19 protein-coding genes (1 of these 19 running past the window's edge) are annotated in these 19,991 nt (G+C 57.5%); 5 read left to right on the plus strand and 14 right to left on the minus strand.

The window, feature by feature from the left end; genetic code table 11:
• Window positions 1–396: 396 nt before the first annotated feature.
• From Q2B33_RS07330 to Q2B33_RS07345, 4 genes are all read right to left on the minus strand, one after another.
• The gene (locus Q2B33_RS07330) at window positions 397–1,353 is read right to left on the minus strand and encodes a hypothetical protein (RefSeq protein WP_300767662.1); all 957 of its coding nucleotides are present in this window, start codon (window positions 1,351–1,353) and stop codon (window positions 397–399) included.
• Window positions 1,354–1,377: 24 nt separating this feature from the next.
• A complete protein-coding gene (locus Q2B33_RS07335) occupies window positions 1,378–2,154 on the minus strand; it encodes a YlmH/Sll1252 family protein (protein WP_300565136.1) in 777 nt (258 codons plus the stop codon).
• Between the two features lie 77 nt (window positions 2,155–2,231).
• Complete coding sequence (locus Q2B33_RS07340) at window positions 2,232–3,164, minus strand: GTP-binding protein (protein ID WP_300565138.1); 933 nt, start codon at window positions 3,162–3,164, stop codon at window positions 2,232–2,234.
• 155 nt (window positions 3,165–3,319) lie between these two features.
• A complete protein-coding gene (locus tag Q2B33_RS07345) occupies window positions 3,320–4,741 on the minus strand; it encodes a CobW family GTP-binding protein (RefSeq protein ID WP_300565140.1) in 1,422 nt (473 codons plus the stop codon).
• 181 nt (window positions 4,742–4,922) lie between these two features.
• On the opposite strand from Q2B33_RS07345, the gene Q2B33_RS07350 reads away from it, so the two are divergent.
• From Q2B33_RS07350 to Q2B33_RS07360, 3 genes are read left to right on the plus strand one after another with little or no spacing between them, the layout of a single operon-like run.
• On the plus strand, window positions 4,923–5,924 hold the full coding sequence (locus Q2B33_RS07350; RefSeq protein ID WP_300565142.1) for a TraX family protein: 1,002 nt from the start codon (window positions 4,923–4,925) through the stop codon (window positions 5,922–5,924).
• 17 nt (window positions 5,925–5,941) lie between these two features.
• Window positions 5,942–6,670, plus strand: a complete 729-nt coding sequence (locus Q2B33_RS07355; protein ID WP_300565144.1) for an ABC transporter ATP-binding protein — start codon at window positions 5,942–5,944, stop codon at window positions 6,668–6,670.
• Complete coding sequence (locus tag Q2B33_RS07360) at window positions 6,658–8,232, plus strand: putative ABC exporter domain-containing protein (protein ID WP_300565146.1); 1,575 nt, start codon at window positions 6,658–6,660, stop codon at window positions 8,230–8,232. Before Q2B33_RS07355 ends, Q2B33_RS07360 begins: the two co-directional genes overlap by 13 nt.
• On the opposite strand, the gene Q2B33_RS07365 is transcribed toward Q2B33_RS07360, so the two are convergent.
• Window positions 8,214–8,594, minus strand: coding sequence for a helix-turn-helix domain-containing protein (locus tag Q2B33_RS07365; protein WP_300565148.1), 381 nt, complete (start codon window positions 8,592–8,594; stop codon window positions 8,214–8,216). The two genes, Q2B33_RS07360 and Q2B33_RS07365, sit on opposite strands and share 19 nt — an antisense overlap.
• A 241-nt stretch (window positions 8,595–8,835) precedes the next feature.
• Here Q2B33_RS07365 and pyrF point away from each other — a divergent pair, with 241 nt between their 5' ends.
• Window positions 8,836–9,783: an orotidine-5'-phosphate decarboxylase gene (gene pyrF, locus Q2B33_RS07370; protein WP_300565150.1), complete on the plus strand. Its 948-nt coding sequence runs from the start codon at window positions 8,836–8,838 to the stop codon at window positions 9,781–9,783.
• Between the two features lie 39 nt (window positions 9,784–9,822).
• On the plus strand, window positions 9,823–11,385 hold the full coding sequence (locus Q2B33_RS07375) for a glycosyltransferase family 39 protein (RefSeq protein ID WP_300565152.1): 1,563 nt from the start codon (window positions 9,823–9,825) through the stop codon (window positions 11,383–11,385).
• A gap of 9 nt (window positions 11,386–11,394) precedes the next feature.
• Here Q2B33_RS07375 and Q2B33_RS07380 read toward each other — a convergent pair whose 3' ends face one another.
• From Q2B33_RS07380 to Q2B33_RS07420, 9 genes are all read right to left on the minus strand, one after another.
• Window positions 11,395–12,093 (minus strand): response regulator transcription factor, encoded by a 699-nt coding sequence (locus Q2B33_RS07380; RefSeq protein WP_300565154.1) that lies wholly within the window; start codon window positions 12,091–12,093, stop codon window positions 11,395–11,397.
• A gap of 66 nt (window positions 12,094–12,159) precedes the next feature.
• A complete protein-coding gene (locus tag Q2B33_RS07385) occupies window positions 12,160–12,981 on the minus strand; it encodes a hypothetical protein (RefSeq protein WP_300565156.1) in 822 nt (273 codons plus the stop codon).
• A complete protein-coding gene (locus Q2B33_RS07390; protein ID WP_300815231.1) occupies window positions 12,974–13,516 on the minus strand; it encodes an RNA polymerase sigma factor in 543 nt (180 codons plus the stop codon). The genes Q2B33_RS07385 and Q2B33_RS07390 overlap by 8 nt, the downstream gene beginning before the upstream one ends.
• 209 nt (window positions 13,517–13,725) lie before the next feature.
• Complete coding sequence (gene ytvI / locus Q2B33_RS07395; RefSeq protein WP_300565160.1) at window positions 13,726–14,940, minus strand: sporulation integral membrane protein YtvI; 1,215 nt, start codon at window positions 14,938–14,940, stop codon at window positions 13,726–13,728.
• On the minus strand, window positions 14,937–15,530 hold the full coding sequence (gene yihA / locus Q2B33_RS07400; protein WP_300565162.1) for a ribosome biogenesis GTP-binding protein YihA/YsxC: 594 nt from the start codon (window positions 15,528–15,530) through the stop codon (window positions 14,937–14,939). The genes ytvI and yihA overlap by 4 nt, the downstream gene beginning before the upstream one ends.
• Before the next feature lie 94 nt (window positions 15,531–15,624).
• Window positions 15,625–16,896, minus strand: a complete 1,272-nt coding sequence (gene clpX, locus Q2B33_RS07405) for an ATP-dependent Clp protease ATP-binding subunit ClpX (RefSeq protein ID WP_300565164.1) — start codon at window positions 16,894–16,896, stop codon at window positions 15,625–15,627.
• A 9-nt stretch (window positions 16,897–16,905) separates the two neighbouring features.
• Window positions 16,906–17,508: an ATP-dependent Clp endopeptidase proteolytic subunit ClpP gene (clpP, locus tag Q2B33_RS07410; protein WP_300565167.1), complete on the minus strand. Its 603-nt coding sequence runs from the start codon at window positions 17,506–17,508 to the stop codon at window positions 16,906–16,908.
• A 42-nt stretch (window positions 17,509–17,550) separates the two neighbouring features.
• Window positions 17,551–18,840 (minus strand): trigger factor, encoded by a 1,290-nt coding sequence (gene tig, locus Q2B33_RS07415; RefSeq protein ID WP_300565169.1) that lies wholly within the window; start codon window positions 18,838–18,840, stop codon window positions 17,551–17,553.
• Between the two features lie 137 nt (window positions 18,841–18,977).
• Window positions 18,978–19,991 carry the 3' portion of an ATP-binding cassette domain-containing protein gene (locus Q2B33_RS07420; protein WP_300913934.1) on the minus strand. The gene runs 228 nt beyond the window's last position, so the window shows 1,014 of its 1,242 coding nt (coding positions 229–1,242); its start codon lies off the right edge, out of view — the gene reads right to left on this strand; the stop codon is at window positions 18,978–18,980.

Raw genomic sequence — 19,991 nt, forward strand, 5'->3', positions numbered from 1 at the left:
TCGATTCTCTCTTTGCCGTCCGTCCGATCTGTCTGCCTGTCGGCTTATGGAATCAGACAAATGGAACGAATCATCTGAGCGGTTTTTTATCTGTAGTCTTCCTGCTCTAATGATATCAGGTACATCATTTTACATATACTGCATAACGCTGAATACTGCCTAATGCAATCAAGCGATTGAACCAGTCAGCGTTATGCAGTCTGGTTTCACGGCAAGTGAAATCGTTAAGCAGTATAAATACCCGTTCCGTCGACAAATATCTACAATACGGCACTCCTCTCCGGGGCTGCTTTATGATTTCGCTGTCTCAGCTCCGGACGCGGCTCCCCCGGGATTTCCAAGCCATCCCGGAGAAGCCGGTAAATCAGCGGCAGGTCCCATGCATCAAAACGCCATTCAGTCTTCCTTCCCGAAAGTCCGCCTCTTCAGCTCCTCTAAAGCCTCCCTGAACTTCACGGATGTCATCCCGGGGTTGGAGCGGATGAGGTCCCTCTGGAAGAAATCCTTTAGCCTTCCCAGGCGCTTCCTGTCCTCCAGCTTGATGGCGTATTTCGTCCGCAGATTCAGGATCTCCTCGCCCATATCCTCCTTCTGCTCCGCGCCCCATGTGGGCATCAGGGCCTTTAGCTGCTCCAGCTTCCGCTCGATGCCGGCTCGGATGTCCTCTATGTGCATGGCCATGCTCTCGGCCCATTCCTCCCTGGCGGTGCTGGCGCTCTCGGCCAGTGCCGCCCTGTAGTTGCCCATTTCCTGGCCGGTCAGCGCGATGACCACATCCAGGCGCTTCTGGATATGGACCATCTCCTCCTTGACCTTCTCCATCTTCACCAGCACATCCCGCAGGTCGATGGCCGCCTTGAAGGACAGCGCGAAGTCCGCCGCGATATAGACGGTGAGGACGCCTGTCACCGCCTTCAACGTCATGTCCGGTATGGAGAGTGTCATGCGCTCCACGGGCACATGCACCACCTCTGTCATGAGGATCGTCAGGAACCCCCAGGACAGGGAGGTGCCCAGGCAGATATGCCCCTGGAAGTTGAATTTATTCTTGGTATAGTCCCAGTACCGCACCTTGAACAGCGCCTCCATGGTGACGCCGGTGACATACTCCAGCACCGTAGCGCCGACGCAGCCCGCCGCGTAGACCATGAGGATATTGTCCTGGAAGGGCATGGACACCACCAGCATCATGATGGCCCCGCTCCCGTACAGGGGCAGGAAAGGCCCTCTCATAAAGCCCCGGTTGGTCAGCTTCCTGGTCCTCACGGATACGTAGGCGGATTCGATGCACCACCCCACGAAGCAGTAAAAATAGAAAAAGAACAGCCATTGCACAATCGTATAAGAATACATATACACTCCTCGGTTCCTCACATGCTAGCGGTACAGAGACACCTCCACAGCCAGCTTTCCCTTCTTCGTCTCCCTGGGTTCCCCCGCCAGCATGAACTTTCCGTAGCCCCTGGCGTTCACGGTCTCCCCGCATTTGAGCTGGCGTGCGTTGTTCCCGCACAGGCGGCCGTCTACGTATACCTTTCCCGCCCGGAATAGCTCCAGGCTCTTCTCCCGGGACATGTTATAGACCTTCGCCAGCACCGCGTCCACCCGGAAGGACTGCACCTGGATGCTGACGGATAGGGGCTCCTCCTGCGGAATGTCCGCCGGGCTTTCCGTCAGGCTGCACTTTACATGGGTGTGCCGCACCTGGCTTAAGTTCTCGCAGATGAATCCCGCGATGGGGTCCAGGCAGAACAGATAGGCCTCCCTCTCCCCCACCTTGATGTCGCCGATGGTGCTGCGCTCTATGCCTAAGTTCATCAGGGCCCCCAGGAAATCCCTGTGGGACAGGTCGTCCGCGAACTTCTGCGCGAGAGGCCGTATATGGACGCAGACGATGGGGAACGGCACCTCGTACCCCAGCTCCTCCGGGCTCCCGAAGCGCACCACCACCCTGTCCGCCGCCTGGCAGCCGCCCTCCAGCCTGTATCCGGCATGGGACAACTTTCCCGCCTCCTGCCAGAAGACATCCTGCTCACTCAGGCCCAGGAAGCCTGTGAAGGTATAGATGCCCTGCCGAAAGGACTTTTCTGCCAGATCCCGGAACCGGTTCCTCAATTGATGAATTTCCTTCTCGTCCGAATGCTTTCTTTCCATCTCCGAAAATCCTCTCCTTCGGGGATATTTCTATCGGGCATGTCCCTGTCCCCAGAGCTGCCCTGCTCTCTACGTCCTCAGGAGAAGCTGATGATCGCCTCCCTGGGAGCCTTCGTCTTCTCCACTGCAACCGCGTGCAGCATGGGGCCCTCCCCCTTGTAGTCCTCCCAGTACTCCTTCGCCACCGTGGCCGTCACCTTCACCCACTCCTTCTGCTTCAAGGCCGCCGCCCCCTCGAACTTGCAGGCATAGCCCAGAAAGGACATGTCGTCCGCGCAGCAGGTCATGGCCAGACGGCCGGGCACGAAATACCCCTCAGGGAACTCCTCCGGCTTCAGCACCATGGCCACGAACTGAATCTTCTTGCCCACATACCGCTCCAGATGGTCCATAGAATCCAGATACCAGATGCCATAGCCCTGGTTGTCCAGCACGATGGTCTCCTGACTCAGGTCGTAGGGCAGATCTTCCTCGAAAATCTCGTCTATCTCCCCCTGGGCATCCTCGAAGATCACGTCCGCGGTGGGGTTCACCGCCTTGATGTTCCTCTTGTAGGAATTCAACTGGTCGCGCACGGTGTCGCAGCGGTTGAAGACAATCATCTCCGACTTCCGGATCATCTCTGCCAGAAGGGAACGCATGTTCGTATAATACATGGGGAATGTGGAGCCGTCGATCATGGTGATCTGCTGCTCGGTCTTCCAGTACCAGGGAAGCTTCACGTTCTTGAAATTCCACATGCCGTTGAACTCGATGACGATGCGCTCCGGCTTGTGGAGCTTCTCCAGATCCGTCAGATGGGCCGGGTTGAAATCCTCCTCGTTTTCAATCAGCTCCACCTCTGTGCGGCTCTTCTTCAAAAGGGCCGGGTCGTATTCGTTCTCCCCTTCCTCGCAGAGGATCAGCAGGGTCTTCCCCTTGATCTGGAAATAATTCTGCGCCAGCGTGAAGGAGATGAACTCCGTCTTGCCGCTCTCCAAAAATCCGTTAATCATATATACAGGCTTCATCTTCGCTCCCATCTGCCCGGCCTGGCGGGCTCATGCAGACACAGGCCCCGTCCCCGGCTCCCGGCAAGGACGCCCTCCGCGGGCAATGTTTCCGCAGGGCATCCTCCCAGCCGCTTCCGCAGCCTGTGCGTCTCAAACTATCCGTTTCCCCAGGGTCATGCCCGGAACAGCTCCTCCAGCCTGTCCTCTCTGAGCTGTGCGCCGATCACGCAGTATTTACCGGTGACATCCGGCTTTCCCGTCCTGACGCCATGCTCCCCGGGCACATAGTCGAAGTAGATCCAGGTGCCGTCCTCGGCGGGGACCATGCCCTTTGCCCGCAGGATGGCGCCGTACTCGCCGCTGTCCAAGGCGGTCAGTATGCTCTCGATGCGGGCTGCGGTGAACTTTGCGGGAGACTCCTTGCCCCAACTGGTGAACACTTCATCGGCATGGTGGTGGCCGTGGTGGTCATGATGATTATGGCCGCAGCCGCAGTGTCCATCGTGGTCATGGTGATGCTCGTGGCACTCTCCATCGTGATGGTGTCCATGCTCACAGCATTCCTCACCAGCATGGTCATGGTGATACCCGTGGCCGCAGCTCTCTTCCCCGTCATGGTGATGCCCATGGCCGCAGCTCTCGCCCTCCTCATGGTGATGATGCCCGTGGCCGCAGCTCTCGCCCTCTTCATGATGGTGCTCATGACCGCAGCATTCCTCCCCATCATGGTCATGGTGATGATGATGCCCGTGCTCGCAGCATCCCCCTTCTTCATGGTGATGGTGCCCATGGCCGCAGCATTCCTCCCCGTCATGGTCATGGTGATGTCCGTGCTCGCAGCATTCCCCCTCTTCATGGTGATGATGCCCATGGCCACAGCACTCGCCCTCTTCATGGTGATGATGCCCATGCCCACAGCACTCGCCCTCTTCATGATGGTGATGCTCATGCTCCTCCTTGGCGTGCTCCAGCATCTCCTTCATCATATCCGCCAGGGTATCCGCCCCCTCTATGGTCTCCAGCACGGCCCTGCCCTCCAACTGCGCCAGAGGCGTGGTGATGATCGTAGCCTTGTCATTGTGCTCCCTAATCAGCCTCACGCACTCCTGCACCTTGGCGGCATCCGCCTTGTCCGTCCTGCTCAAGATAATCGTCCCCGCGTACTCGATCTGATTGATGAAGAATTCACCGAAGTTCTTGATATACATCTTCGCCTTGGAGGCGTCCACCACCGCCACGGCGCTGTTCACCTGCACGTCCAGATCCGCCGCCACGTCCTCCACGGCCCGGAGCACATCCGAAAGCTTCCCCACCCCGGAGGGCTCGATCAGGATGCGCTCCGGCGCGTAGGTCTCGATGACTTCCTTTAAGGAAGCTCCGAAATCCCCCACCAAAGAGCAGCAGATACAGCCGGAGTTCATCTCCTTGATCTCGATTCCGGCCTCCTTCAGGAATCCCCCGTCGATGCCGATCTCCCCGAACTCGTTCTCGATCAGCACGGTCTTGCTGCCGTCCAGTGCCTCCTGTAAAAGCTTCTTGATCAGGGTCGTCTTCCCCGCCCCCAAAAATCCTGAAACCACATCTATCTTTGTCATTCTGACCATCCTTTCTTTGAAACCATTTCTCTTTATTTTCCCCCAAAAGAGAACGATTGTCAATAAGCTGGGACGATTTTCTCCACCCGATAAAATCTTTTCTATGAAGGATTCCTATTGACAGATTCCTGTACAGCGTTTATTGTATGATTAGAACCATACAACAGAAAGGCGTTTTTCCATGGAAAATACACAAAAGGAAACCATCCGGCCCGCCGGGAAAGGCGGACTCAGCGGCAGCACCATCAAAATCATCGCCGTCATCGCCATGCTGATTGACCACGCCGCGGCGACAGTGCTTATCAGATACCTGATTTCCGGCATACAGACGGCCCAGGCTGCCGGAACTGCCCTGGCCTGGGAGCAGGAACACACGCTCCTGTACAGCGCCTACTATCTCATGCGGGACATCGGGCGGCTGGGCTTCCCCATTTTCTGCTTCCTGCTGGCGGAGGGGTTCCAGCGGACCAAGAACGTTAAAAAGTATGCCCTGCGTCTGGGGATGTTCGCCCTAATCTCAGAGATACCCTTTAACCTAGCCATATGCGGCCAGGCGTCAAATCTGGAATATCAGAACGTATACTTCACGCTGCTGCTCGGCCTGCTGGCCCTCTGCGCTTTCGTATTCTTCGAGAAGGTCTCGAAGGAGCCGGAGAAGGATCTGCCCGCGCCCTTGCGGATGGCCTTCCTCGCCTCAGGCGCGATTCTCCCCGTCATCTATCTGCCGATCAGCGATCTGCTGGATCCCCTCGCCTTTGAAAACCGCGTCCTCCTCTGCACGCTCGCGGCGGGCGCGGCTGTCACGGGCTATTTCTTCTATGGGATGCGCCGGGGCCTGCGCAGGCTCCAGACGGTCTGTGCCGACATGACGGCGCTGGCGCTGTGCATGATTGCGGCGGAGCTCCTGCGCACGGACTATGCCGGAATGGGGGTACTGACCATCGCGGTGATGTACCTGCTGCGCAGGCGCAGGGCGCTGTCCATGGCGGCGGGCTGCGTGGTACTGTCCGTCATGAGCCTCACGGAGCTCCCGGCTTTCTTCGCCGTCATCCCCATCGCCCTGTACAATGGCAGACGGGGGCTTAAGATGAAATATTTCTTCTACGCCTTCTACCCTGTGCATCTGGCTCTGCTGTACCTCACTGCCGTGCTGCTGGGGCTGGGCGGCGTCACATTGCTGTAAAAGGAGGACGGGAACTTATGCTGGAAGTCATACATCTATCCAAAAAATACGGAAAGACCCTGGCCGCGGACGACATCGGCTTCACCGTGCCGGACGGGAGGATTGGGATACTGCTGGGCCCCAACGGGGCGGGGAAGTCCACTGTCATCAAGAGCATCGCGGGGCTTTTGCGGTTCAAGGGCACAATCCGCATCCAGGGGCAGGATTCCCATACCATGGAGGCAAAGAGATCCTTCGCCTACGTGCCGGAGCTCCCCTATATGTACGAGGCCCTCACCGTGCGGGAGCATCTGGAATTCATCAGCAGGGCCTACGGAATCCCCCTTTCGGAGGAAGAGGCCGCTTCCCTCTTACGGCGGTTCGAGCTTGACGACAAGCAGGATAAGCTGGGCAGCGAGCTCTCCAAGGGGATGATGCAGAAGGTCAGCATCTGCTGCGCCCTGCTCGTCCGGCCGAAGGTAATCCTGCTGGACGAGCCCATGGTGGGCCTGGATCCGGCGGCCATCAAGGAGCTGAAGGCACAGATCCTGGAGCTGAAGGACCAGGGCGCAACGGTGCTGATCAGCACTCATATGCTGGAGATGGTGAAGGAGCTGTGGGACGTGACCTTCGTGATGGACAAGGGGCATATCCTGGGAACCTACGCCAGGGAGGCTCTGGCCAATGAGGACCTGGAGGATCTCTACTTCTCCGTCACAGGCCAGGACCGTACCCGGGAAGACGGGAGGCAGACATGGGAGCAATAGGATATCTCTATAAAAGGACATTGATCAACCGGACGAAAATGGCCCTGAAAAAGCCTGTGACCTATCTGTATCTGGCCCTGCTGCTGTTCTACTTCCTGGCGGTCCCCGCCTCCCTGAAGGTGATCATGCAGGGGACGGGCCTGGACTCCGCCCGGGACATGGCAGGCGTCCTGACCGTGCTGAGCTTCTGGCTCCTCCCGGCCAATCTGATTGCCTACGCAAAGCGCAGGGGGCTGGTGTACCGCCACAGCGACGTGCACTTCCTCTTTCCCGCCCCGGTCGGCCCGAAGCGGGTGCTGATATACGCCCATCTGAAGACCCTGCTGGTGCAGGTCCTGCTGAACCTCTTCGCCGTGGTCTGCGGCGGCGTCCTGTTCCATGTGGAGGGCTGGCGCCTGGCGGTGTATTTCGTATTTTCCGTTTTCATCGAAAATCTCCTGGAGGCCGGCATCATGCTCCTCCTCTACGGCTCGGAGAAGTTCCGGGAAAGGCAGCGCGGCATGATGATCAAGGTGGCCTACAGTCTTGTAATCATCCTTCTTGGAATGGCAGTATATATGTACCTTCAGGAGGGCCTCAGCATGGACACCGTGTCCCGTTTCCTGCACAGCGACATGATCCAGATGGTGCCGTTCATCGGCTGGTATATCGCGGCAGTGCATCTCCTGTTCACGGGGGCCACAGCGGTGAACGTGGCCGGGACGGCCTGCTATGGGCTGCTGTTAGCCGCCGTAGTGGCGGCGGCATGGCGGATGGACTGCAAGGGGGGATTCTACGAGGACGCCATGAAGTTCGCGGAGGACTACGAGGAAGTCCTGGAGAGCCGCAGGCAGGGCAATGTCAAGAGGCTGGGCAAAAAGGAAAAGTTCGGCAAGGCCCGGATCCGATGGCGGGGCCATGGAGCCAGCGCCCTGTTCTACAGACAACTGCTGGAGTACAAGAAAAGCAGATATTTCATCTTCGACATCAACACCATCGTCGCCGTCCTGGCAGGCGCGGCGCTGGCATACCTGTATGAAAAAGAGGGCAGCTTCGGCGGGCTGGAGCCCTACCGGGTCTTCGTGCTGCCTGTGGTGGCTGCGTATATGATCTTCATCTTCACGGGCTTCGGCGGGAAATGGGCAAAAGAGCTGAAATCCCCCTATACCTACCTGCTGCCGGACAGCCCCTTCCGGAAGCTGATGGCCGCTACCCTGATGCAGCATGTACAGGCCCTGATAAACGGCTGCATCATGACAGCGCCCTGCGCCCTGGTCATGGGCCTTGCCCTGCCCGAGGCCCTGCTCTGCATCCTTTTCTATATCCTGATGTCAGCGGGGAAGCTGTACTCCCTTGCGGTGGCCCAGATCGTCACAGGCAGCGCCCTGGGCACCACGGCCAGACAACTGGTACAGATGCTCCTCCTGAGCATGGCCGCAGGCGCAGGCGTGATGGGTGCCATCATGGGCATGGCCGTGGGAGGCGGGCTGATGGCCCTGGGGATTATGGATCTGTTCCTCGGGCTGTTCACGATGATCTACATGGTGATCGCCACCCTGAATTTCTACCATATAGAAGCCTGATTGCGGGAGGACTTCACCGAGTGCAGATGCTTCATGTATTTCACGAAATCCACAACGGTGGCCTGGGCTCCCGCATCCAGGGACAGGACGGTATTGACGATGTCCTGGGCGGTGTAGTCCAGGGCCACATAGCGGCTCAGGATTTCCGGAGGGCAGCGGTACTCCGTGCGCCCCAGCAGATAATCCGTCGTCACATGAAAAAATTCCGCCAGTCTGCACAGCGTGTTCAGATCCGGAGCATGTACGCCGTTCTCGTAGTTGGAGATGGTTCCCACAGAAAGGTTCAGAAGAGAGGCCAGTTCCTTCTGGCCCAGACCTTTTTCCTTTCGTAGATCCGACAATGTGTCGCCGATTTCTCTCATGAATCCCACTCCTTCTCTTTGCCGCAGGAATTTTGCGCGCTCCGCTCTTATTCTAAAAGATTCTGCGGATTATAAAATACCGTTTTACATATCCAATATTTTTATCCGCATATTTTAAGTTTCCCAAAATTTCTAGAGTTCCATACATGCGCAAAACGGGCCCGCGCATTGACTTTGGGCCGCCAAGGTGATAAGATGTGTGTAGAAAAAGCGGGCCAAGCCGCGCAGAAAGAGGGAACAAATGATCAACAAGCTGATTGCAAAGATCCAGAAGATGAACGCGCCTATCGTGGTAGGCTTAGATCCCATGATGAAATTCGTGCCAGAGCATATCCGCAATGCCGCCTTCGCCGAACACGGCGAGACCCTGGAGGGCGCGGCGGAGGCCATCTGGCAATACAACAAAGGCATCGTGGACGCCATCTGCGACCTGGTGCCCGCAGTGAAGCCCCAGATCGCCATGTACGAGCAGTTCGGCCTCCCCGGCCTGACGGCCTTCAAGAAGACAGTGGATTACTGCAGGGAGAAGGACCTTGTGGTCATCGGCGACGTGAAGCGGGGCGACATCGGCTCCACCTCGGAGGCCTACGCGGTAGGGCATCTGGGAAAGGTGCAGACAGGAGACAGCCGGCACTATGGCTTCAATGAGGATTTCGTCACCGTGAACCCCTATCTGGGCTCCGACGGCGTGAATCCTTTCCTGAAGGTATGCGATGAGGAGAAGAAGGGCATCTTCGTCCTGGTGAAGACCTCCAATCCCAGCAGCGGCGAGCTCCAGGACCGCATGGTGAAGGACGGTCCTGACGGGGAAAAGCCCCTCTATGAAATCGTAGGCGGCATGGTGGCGGCATGGGCCCGGGAGCACATGCCCGAGACGGGCAACTACAGCTATGTAGGCGCGGTGGTGGGCGCCACCTACCCGGAGCAGGGACGAATCCTGCGGGAAATCATGCCCAGTTCCTTCATCCTGGTGCCCGGCTATGGCGCGCAGGGCGGCAGGGGCGCGGATCTGGTGCACTTCTTCGACAGGGACGGGCTTGGTGCCATCGTCAATTCCTCCAGGGGCATCATCGCGGCTTACCAGCAGGAGCAGTACGCCCGCTACGGCAGCCAGTGCTATGCGGATGCCTCCAGGGCGGCAGTGCTGGCCATGCGGGAGGACATCGGCGCTGCGCTGGGGCGCAGCTGAGGGATACCGGATACCAACTAGGAAAGGAAGAAAAGGCTTATGCGCCGGATACAAGCGTCACAGCACAGATATTTCTATTGCCTGCTCGCCATTTTTGCCGCAGCGCTATTCCTACGGGCCTGGCGTATCGCGGAAATCCCCGACATCGTGCACATCGATGAAGCAGGGCTGGGCCGCAACGCATGGTGTCTGGCGAATTACGGGATAGACAGGTATTTCAACGAAATGCCCATCTATCCCGAGAACTTCGGCGGCGGGCAGAGCCCTCTGTATACTTATCTTGTAGTCGTGCTGATCAGGACTGTGGGCAGGGGCTCCCTGAACCTGACGCTCCTGCGGCTTCCTGGGCTCCTCTCCAGCATGGTGGTGGTGGTCTTCGGCACCGCGCTCCTGGATCTGGTGTACGAAAACAAAAAGGCCACCCTCACAGGTGCCCTCCTTCTGACCTTCTGTCCCTATTTCATCATGCATGGCCGCTATGCCCTGGACTGCAACCTCATGCTGGGCTGCTCCACGGTGGCGCTCTATCTGCTGGCCAGGTATGTGAGAGGCGGCAGGCTGTCCCAGCTTGTTGCGTACAGCGCGGCCTTCGGCATGGTGATGTATTCCTACGCGCTGAGCTATATCGTAGTGCCCGTCTTCCTGTGCCTGATCACCCTGTACATGCTCTGGTGCCGCAAGATCACGCTCCGGCGGGCCCTGCTGTCGGCGGCTCTGGTGTGCGTCGCCGCGCTCCCCGTGCTGCTCTTCATCGGGACCATGGTGCTCGGCCTGCCGTCCATAAAGTTCCTGGGCTTCACCCTCTCTCCCACTGCCTCCTCCCGGCTGGCGGACATCTCATTTGCGAATTTCAGGAACAATATCGTCGATATCCTGAAATATACGCTGACCCATGACGGCCGTCCCCTGGACGCGTTGGACGGGTTCTATACCCTGTATCCCGTCTCCATCCCCTTCGTCCTGGTCGGCTTCGCGGCTTCCTGCCGCCAGTGCCTGTCCTCCTTCCGGAGACGGGCGTACAGCCACGGCTTCCTGTTCCTGTCCTTCTACACGGCGGGGCTTGTGGCCATCGGCTTCTCCCGCGGCTATCTCTACCGCGCCAATTATCTGTTCATCGCCTACCTGTATTTCCTGGTGGGCGGCATACTGGCCGCGTACCGCTTCGCCAGATCCCTGGGTAAATATTTTTGTGCCGCGCTGGGCGTGGTCTACCTGCTCAGTGCGGCCATGTTCATCGGCTACTATTTTACATCCTATTCCCCGGCGGAGGACATCCCGCAGTTCGTGCCCGCCAACGATGCCATAGCATACGCCAAGTCCCTGCCGGAAATCCGGGAGATCCATATGGACTACGCCGGTGTGGACGAATTCTATACCCTCTTCTTCCCGGAGTCCCCCTACGCGATTGCGGAGGCCGCCCATGAGGAGGGCTATGGGACGCTGTACTTCCAGATTACCGCGGATACGGCTTTCGCCCCCGGAAATGCCTACATCGTCCTGAAGAACAACACGGCCCTGCGGGCCTACATCGAGGACACTGGATACCAGTGGCAGATCGTGGAATACCCCTCCCACTGCCTCTACTATGCAGCGCCCCAATGACCGTTTCACTCAGCCTACCTTGTACCCGTTTCCCCAGACCACCTTCAGATACCTGGGCTCCTTGGGGTTCTTTTCAATCTTTTCCCTGATATGGCGGATATGTACCGCTATGGTATTGTCCGCGCCGATTGCCTGCATATGCCAGATATTCTCATAAATCTGGCTGTTGGAGAACACCTTCCCCCGCTGCTGCACCAGGAAGCGCAGAATCTTGTATTCGATGGGGGTCAGGCGCACGCTCTTCCCCTCCACGGTGACCTTCCTCTGCGTGTCGTCTATCACCAGATCGTCCACCCGGTAGATCCTGTCGATATTGGCGCACATGTTCACCAACTGGGTATATCTGCGCAGCTGGGATTTGATCCTGGCCAGAAGCTCCAGGGGATTGCAGTCCGCCGTCACATAGTCGTCGGCCCCTGCCTCCAGCGCCATGATCTTCGCCGTCTCCGCGGACTGGGCGGACACTACGATCAGAGGGATCGCACTCTTTGCGCGCAGGCCCGCGATCATCTCTATCCCACGGTCCCAGCCCTTGTCCTTCAGCTCTACGTCCACCAGCATCAGATGTATGTCCGATCTCTCCAATATGGTATGCAGGTGGTCCAGATCCGCTGCCACCAGCACGGAAAGCCCTTCCCCTATGAGCAGAGGCGCCATTTTCTCCGCGATTCCTGTCCTGTTGTTATATACCAGAATATTTTTCTCCATACGTATCCCATCCTCTCCCAGTCCCGCTAGACTGTTGCTATCTATATTCTACCGACTACAGGCCCCCTACTCCCTATAGTACACTGTCAGATCAAGGCCATTCAGGACCTTCTCTATCTCATTCTGTTCAAAACCTCCGAAGCTGACCGTCAGATCCCAGCCGTTTACGGAAATCACCGCGTGGACAGATTCCAGATTCCCCGCCTCGTCCACCGTGTCGAACACCACGTAATTCAGTCCCTGGCTGTTGGTAAAGCTCCTCTCGTTGCAGCTCTGCCCCGGGTAGGCGGTGGCTGAGCTGTAGCTCTCATACTGCCGATTGTCCATCTGATGGAGGGAGAAATAGGCATCCTCGCTCATGAAGTCCATATGGACGTCCTCCCCCTCGCCGATGACGCACACCCGCTCCCTGCCAAAGTCCCTGCCGAGCAGATCCCTGTCGGGCACCAGGATCGTCATGTCCTCCGCCGCCAGGAATGCGTCCACGGAATCGTACTCCGCGATCTCCGGCTCGAAATACTCCGCTGTCGCCGCCTCAGGGACAGCGTCCTCTATGGAAAATGCCCCCCCTATCTTCAAAAAAGCGGCCATGTCCAGCAGCCCGTCGAACTGTCCCTCCGGGACACCTGGCTCATCCTGGGCGCTGGTGATGACGAATCCGTTCTCCCGCACGGTGATGGAGCTGTCCCTGTAACTCTTTGCCGCCACAGTGCCCACGCCGCACAGCAGGAATACCGCGGCCGCGGCACAGCCCCTGGCCATGAGGACCTTACGGCTCTGGCGCTGCATCCTGCGATGGTGCAGCTCGTCCCGAACCCCCTCCGCGCTAATCGATATCTGCGGCAAGTCCTTTGAAGCTTCCCGATATGCATCCCGAAATTTATCCAAAGTCATATCCCTCCTTCAATGACTTCCGCAACAGCTTCCTTCCCCTGGCGAGCTGGGAAGTGACCGTGGATTCCCCCCGGCCTGTGGCCCGGGCGATTTCCTTTACCGAAAGCTCCTCGTAGTAGAAAAGGTGGATCACATCCCGGTACTTCTCCGGCAGGGCCAGTACAGCCTGCAGCAGACGCCAGTTCTCCTCCTGTCTGAGGACGCTCTCCTCCGGCTCACGCCCGCAGACATCCGAATCCGCTTCCCGCCCGGCCGTGTCAGGCGCTTCACCCTCCCCGTCCTGCCAGATGTCCCGATGCCGCCTCCATGCGCTGCGCCAGACCTTCCGGCAGCCGTTCAGAGCGACCTTCAGGAACCATGCCTTCTCATGCTCCGGGCTCTGGAAGACAGGGCGCTTCTTCACGTACTGATAGAAGACCTCCTGAACCACGTCCTCCGCATCCTGGAGATTCTGCAGGCGCAGGAAGCTGAGCTTGAAGAGCATGTCGCTGTACGCGTCGATCTTTAGTTGTAGCTCTCTGTCGTCCATGCCTGCCTTTGTCATGCCTACCCGTTCTTCTCTATCTATTAATATCCCATAGCATATCGATTTACTGCACTTATTTTAAAATAATTTTGTATCAAAGTTGCATAAATCTTTTAAAAATTTGCGCACGGCGAAAAAATAGAGAGTGTCTTTACACTCCCTATCTATATAGACTGTTTTCCTCCGCAAAAAGTTGCACAGCCCGGCATTTTTTAATTATTTTCTCCGCTCTCCGACTGCCGCTCCTCCTCCAGCCGCCTAGCGGTCTCCTGATTTTGCCGGCCCATCTCCTCCACCTCGGCCATGTCCCCCTTCTCCAGCCGCCGGAACCGGTTTATGCCCGCCGTCAGGATCAATATGCTGTTCTTCGTGGTGTCGAAGGCACCATCCTCGTACAGGGAGTATGCCAGCAGCCCCAGGGGCACCGCCAGGATCATGCCCAGGACGCCCCCCAGCTTATACCCGATATAGAGCAGGAACAGCGTAGGCAGCGGCGGCACTCCGATGGAGTCCCCCACGATTTTAGGCTGGATCAACTGCCTCGCAAGCTGCCCCACGCCCCAGATGATCAGCAGGCCGATGGCAGTCCTGTACTGAGCCGTCAGTATCCGGACGATTGCCCAGGGTATCAGCACCGTGCCGGTGCCCAGGAAGGGCAGGAAGTCCAGGAACGCTATCCCCAGGGCGATCAGCCCGAAATAATCCACCCGCAGGATGCCCAGCCCAATCAGGAGCAGGAAGTACATCCACACCTCGATTTTAAGCTGCGCCTTGAAATATCCCCCCACAGACTTCCCCAGGCTGCGGCGTATGATATGGTAGCGCATCTGCACCGATGCCGGCATGACCTTTCGGCACCAGTCATTGAGCTGATGCCTCTCCGCCACAAAGAAATATGCGGACAGCAGCGCCATGATCACACCGATGAAGATGCCAGGCAGTCCCTTGGCCAGATTTCCGGCGGCCTCGATGGTGGGCGAACCGAAATGCTCCAGCAGATCCCCCAGATAGTCGGCTGGCTGCAGCTTCCCGATATCCAGATTCAACTGTATGTCGCCGGGCAGCCTGGCCAGCAGGGCGTTCAGGCTTTTCCCGATGCTTTTGAAATCCTCCTCCACGCCCTCCAGCATCTCTGGCAGGGCCCGCACCAATCCCATGCCCTGCTGGAACAGTTGGGCGCAGACCAGATAGATCATCAGCACCACCAGCGCGATGATGACGATGATGACAAAGGCGCTGCCCGCCTTACGCTTCAGCTTTATCTTCTCCTCAAAAAACCGGACCAGCGGCCCCGCTATCAGCGCAATGATCCAGCCCGCCACAAAGGGCATGAAGAAAAGGAAGACTCTGGGCAGGAGAAACAGGATGCCTGCCAGAATCGCTGCCGCCACCGTGATGTTGGCCAGAGCCTTACAGTACTTTTTCACACGTTTTCCTCCAGAATTCTATCCAGTATTTCGTATATTTCCTCGCGCCCCTGTTTGGTCTCCGCGGAGAACGGGATGATGACTGTCCCCTCTGCCGCGTCCAGGGTGTCCAGAATCAGATTCAGCTGCTTCTGTAGCTGGCTCTTCTTGATTTTGTCCAGCTTGGTGGCTATGATGACAGGCTGGTAGCCATTATGCAGAATCCATTCGTACATCATGCGGTCGTTCTCCGAGGGGGCATGCCGGATATCGATCAGGTGGAACACGCCTTTCAACTGCTTTGATTTGTGGAGGTATCTATCCACCATTTTGCCCCACTGTTCCTTCACCTTCACGCTGGCCTTTGCATAGCCGTATCCCGGCAAGTCTACCAGATACAGGGCATCGTTGATATTGTAGAAATTGATGGTCTGGGTCTTGCCCGGCTGGGAGCTGGTACGGGCAAGGGATTTGCGGTTCATCAGAGCGTTGATCAGGGAGGACTTCCCCACGTTGCTCTTCCCCGCAAAGGCCACCTCCGGCAGTCTGCTGTCCGGAATCTTGCTGGTAATGCCGCACACCGTCTCCAGGCTGACATTCTTTATCACCATACTCGTCACTTCCTTTCCCTATTTGCTATCCCTCTTCCATACTCCGTAAAAAACGCCGTCACGGGGACGGCGTTTGATTGGATTACTATTTCCGTTACATTGCTTTATCCAGGCTTCTGCGGTCATTCTTGCGGAAAATCAGGGGATCGTCCCCCTCTTCCACTGTCTCCTTTGTGATGACGCACTCTTCGATGGTCTCATCGGAGGGAATCTGGTACATGGTATCCATCAGGATGCCCTCCATGATGGAGCGCAGTCCCCTGGCCCCTGTCTTTCGCTCAAAGGCTTTGGAGGCAATGGCTTTGATAGCCTCCTCATCGAAGTTCAGCTCCACCTCGTCCATGTCGAACAGCTTCTGATACTGCTTAATCAGGGCATTCTTCGGCTCCTTCAGGATGCGCACCAGCGCCTCCCTGTCCAGGCCCTTCAGCGCCACCGTGATGGGCACACGGCCCACGAACTCAGGGATGAGCCCAAACTTCACCAAATCCTGGGGCGTCACCTCCTGCAGCAGGTCGTCCAGCTCCTTGGTGCTCTTCTGGCTGACCTCCGTATTGAAGCCGATAGCCTTGCGGTCCAGCCTAGCCTCCACTATCTTCTCCAGTCCGTCAAAAGCGCCGCCGCAGATGAACAGGATATTGGAGGTATCGATGGAGATCAGCTCCTGATGGGGATGCTTTCTGCCGCCCTGGGGCGGTACATTGGCCACAGTCCCCTCCACGATCTTCAAAAGCGCCTGCTGGACGCCTTCGCCGGACACGTCCCGGGTGATGGAGACATTCTCGCCCTTCTTGGTAATCTTGTCAATCTCATCGATGTAGATGATGCCGTACTGGGCCCGCTCCACATCGTAGTCCGCCGCCAAGATCAGCTTCAGCAGGATGTTCTCCACATCCTCGCCCACATATCCGGCTTCTGTCAGCGTGGTGGCATCCGCGATTGCGAAAGGCACATTGATAATCTTCGCCAGGGTCTGGGCCAGATAGGTCTTGCCGGAGCCCGTAGGCCCCACCATGATGATGTTGCTCTTCTGCAGCTCCACATCGTCCAGATCCCTGGGCGCCATTACCCTCTTGTAATGATTGTAAACGGCCACGGAGAGCACCTTCTTGGCCTCCTCCTGACCTACCACATATTCGTCCAGAAATCTCCTGATCTCCACAGGCTTCAACAGGTTGATATCGGGGCGAACCGATTCCTCCTCTTCCTCTTCCTGCAGCTCCTCCTCCAGGATATCCGCGCAGATGTCCACACAGTCATCGCAGATATAGACCCCGGAAGGCCCGGCAATCAATTTGCGGACCTGGTTCTGGGTCTTATTGCAGAAGGAGCATCTGATATCGTTTCCGATCATTTTACCCGCCATTCTCTTCTCCTACTTCTTTTCGTCCTGCACCGCATGGGAGCTGATGACCATGTCCACGATGCCGTACTCCTTTGCCTCCTGGGCGCTCATCCAATTATCGCGTTCGGTGTCGGAGCATATGGTCTCATAGTCCCTGCCTGTGTTCTCCGCAAGGATATGGTTCAGCTTCTCCCTGGTCCTCAAGATATGCTTCGCGGCAATGTCAATTTCCGTGGCCTGTCCCTGGGTCCCACCCGCAGGCTGATGAATCATAATCTCCGCGTTCGGCAGGGCGTACCGCTTTCCCTTTGCGCCGCCGGCGAGCAGGAAAGAACCCATGCTGGCCGCCATGCCGATGCACACCGTGGACACATCGCACTTGATATAATGCATGGTGTCATATATGGCCATGCCCGCCGTAATGACACCGCCCGGGCTGTTGATATACAGATGGATGTCCTTCTCGGGATCCTCCGCTTCCAGGAACAGCAGCTGCGCCACCACGATGCTGGCAGAGGTATCGTTCACCTCTTCCCCCAGCATGATGATCCTGTCCTTCAACAGTCTGGAATAAATATCGTAAGACCGCTCGCCTCTGCTGGTCTGTTCAACGACATAAGGCACTAAACTCATTCTCAAACAACCTCCTGACTTTAACGTTCCAATCTATCCTGCTTACTCTTCCACCGCGTTCTCCACAACGAAATCGGCAGCCTTTCTGACACGGATGTCGCCTTTTACCTGCTCCCTGCCGTTCTCGCCCAGGAGCTCTTCCACCTTCTCAGGCTCCATCTGGTAGGCCTCGCCCATGGTCTTCAGCTCCTCGGCAATCTCCTCCTCGGTGACCTGGATGCCCTCGGCAGCCGCTACCGCCTCCAGCACCAGCCTGGACTGAATCTTCTTCATGACCTGGGGCTTCACCTGCTCCAGCAGCATCTCGCCGGTCATGCCGGTGAACTGCATGTACTGCTCCATGGAGATGCCCTGGGACTGCATCCTCTGGGCATAATCCTGCACCATCTGCCTCTGCTGGGTCTCAATCATGGCTTCCGGGATGTCCATCTTCGCGTCGGCGATGATGGCGTCGACGACGGCATCCTCCTTGACAGCCTTGGCCTCGTCCGTCTTGCGCTTCTCAAGCTTCTTCCTGATTTCTTCCCTGTATTCCTCTACGGTATCGCTCTCCTCGGAGACCTCGCCCACGAAATCCTCGTCAAGCTCCGGCAGCTGCTTCTCCTGCAGCCTCTTCACCGTACATTTGAACACCGCAGGCTTTCCTGCCAGTTCCTCGGCCTGATAGTCCTCGGGAAATGTGACGTTCACCTCTGTCTCAACGCCGATCTGTGCGCCAATCAGCTCCTCCTCGAAGCCCGGGATGAACGCGTGGGAACCGATGGTCAGGGGATAATCGCTTCCCTTGCCGCCCTCAAAGGCCACGCCGTCCATGAAACCCTCGAAATCGATGGTGGCGATGTCGCCGTCCTTTACAGCCCTGTCGGTGACGTCCACTGTGCGGGAGTTCTTGTCCCTCTCCTTATCGATTTCCGCGGTGACTTCTTCTTCTGTCACCTCCAAATCGGCCTTATCCACCTTCACGCCCTTGTACTGGCCAAGGGTCACTTCGGGCTTCAGGGCCACCTCCGCCGTAAAGATGAAAGGCTTTCCGGCCTCCAACTGCACCACATCTATCTGAGGGCTGGAGACAATCTCCTCCCCGCACTCGTCATAGGCTTTCTCATAGGCATCGGGAATCAGGGCATTGGCCGCATCTTCGTAGAAGACTTCCCTGCCGTATATCTGTTCGATCATCTTCCGGGGCGCTTTGCCCTTGCGGAATCCGGGGATGCTGATTCTGCCCCTGTTCTTCCGATAGGCGCCTTCGATGGCTTTCTCCAGTTCCTCCGCAGGCACTTCAATAGTAAGCTTCGCCATATTGTTCTCTAATTTCTCTACCTGTAAACTCATTTCTACCGTTTCCTCCTTCAATCGCCTGCGTCCTTCTCTCCCGCCTACACAGCAGACGCACTCACAGTCATTAACAGATTATAACATAATGTAAACGGAAATACAAATGTTTTTCTGATTTCTTTGGGTCTTATTTCTTAAATTTTATTAAAATTCTGAAAATGATGGGCTATGATCACCGTGCGGCCCGCCTGCCTCTCCCGGATATAATGCATTGCCCCGGCACAGGCGTCCCTGTCCATCCCGGTGAATGGTTCGTCCAGGAGCACATAGCGGGACTCCGCCTCCATGGCCCGGACCAGAGCCACCCTGCGCCGCATGCCGCCGCTGAGCTGCCTGCAGGGCTTGTGCAGGGCCTCCTGGGGAAGCAGTAGGCCCAGCGCCTCCTCCGCCCCCGCCCTGTCTCCGGTTGCCAGCTCCACATTCGTTACAGCGCTGTAGTCCTCGCAGAGCCTGTCCTCCTGAAAGACCACGCCGCACCGGGACGGGGCCGTCATCTGCCCGCTGTCCGGCTCGGTCAGCCGGGCCAGGATGCGCAGCAGAGTGGTCTTGCCGCTGCCGGATGGGCCGGTCAGATAGTAGGTCTGTCCGGGTTCATAGACCGCGCTCAGACGGTCTATGACAGTCTGTCCGCCGTAGGCCTTCGTCACCTCCGTAAGCCTGATGGCCCCCTCCTGTACCGGGGGCTTAGGGCATCCTGCACCGTGCATGCGCTCTTTCGCATGTTTTTGCTCTGCATAGCGCTTTCCCCCGCATCCCGGATTCCACGCGAAGAAACGATCCACGAGGTGCAGCACCGCCTTCTCGAAAAAGACGCTGAGCAGTATGACCGCCGCCGTCCACCCAAGGACTCCGGCCGTGTCCAGATATACTTTGGACAGATACAGGCCCTCTCCTATGGAGCCGCCGGGAACACCGATGACCTCCGCCGCGATTCCTGATTTCCAGCACATCCCCAGCGAAATCTTCATACCGCTGTACAGAAACGGCTTCAGGGCAGGACGATAGATATAGAAGAATCGGCTCCGCGCAGGAAGCCGGAAGACCCGGGCCATCTCCAGCATTTTGGAATCCGTGCTTTTCAGCCCTTCCAGTATATTGATGTAGATGTTAGGCAGGACTACCAGAAAGCAGATCACCGCGGACAGGGC

Source organism: uncultured Acetatifactor sp. (assembly GCF_948601915.1).
Classification (GTDB): domain Bacteria; phylum Bacillota; class Clostridia; order Lachnospirales; family Lachnospiraceae; genus Acetatifactor.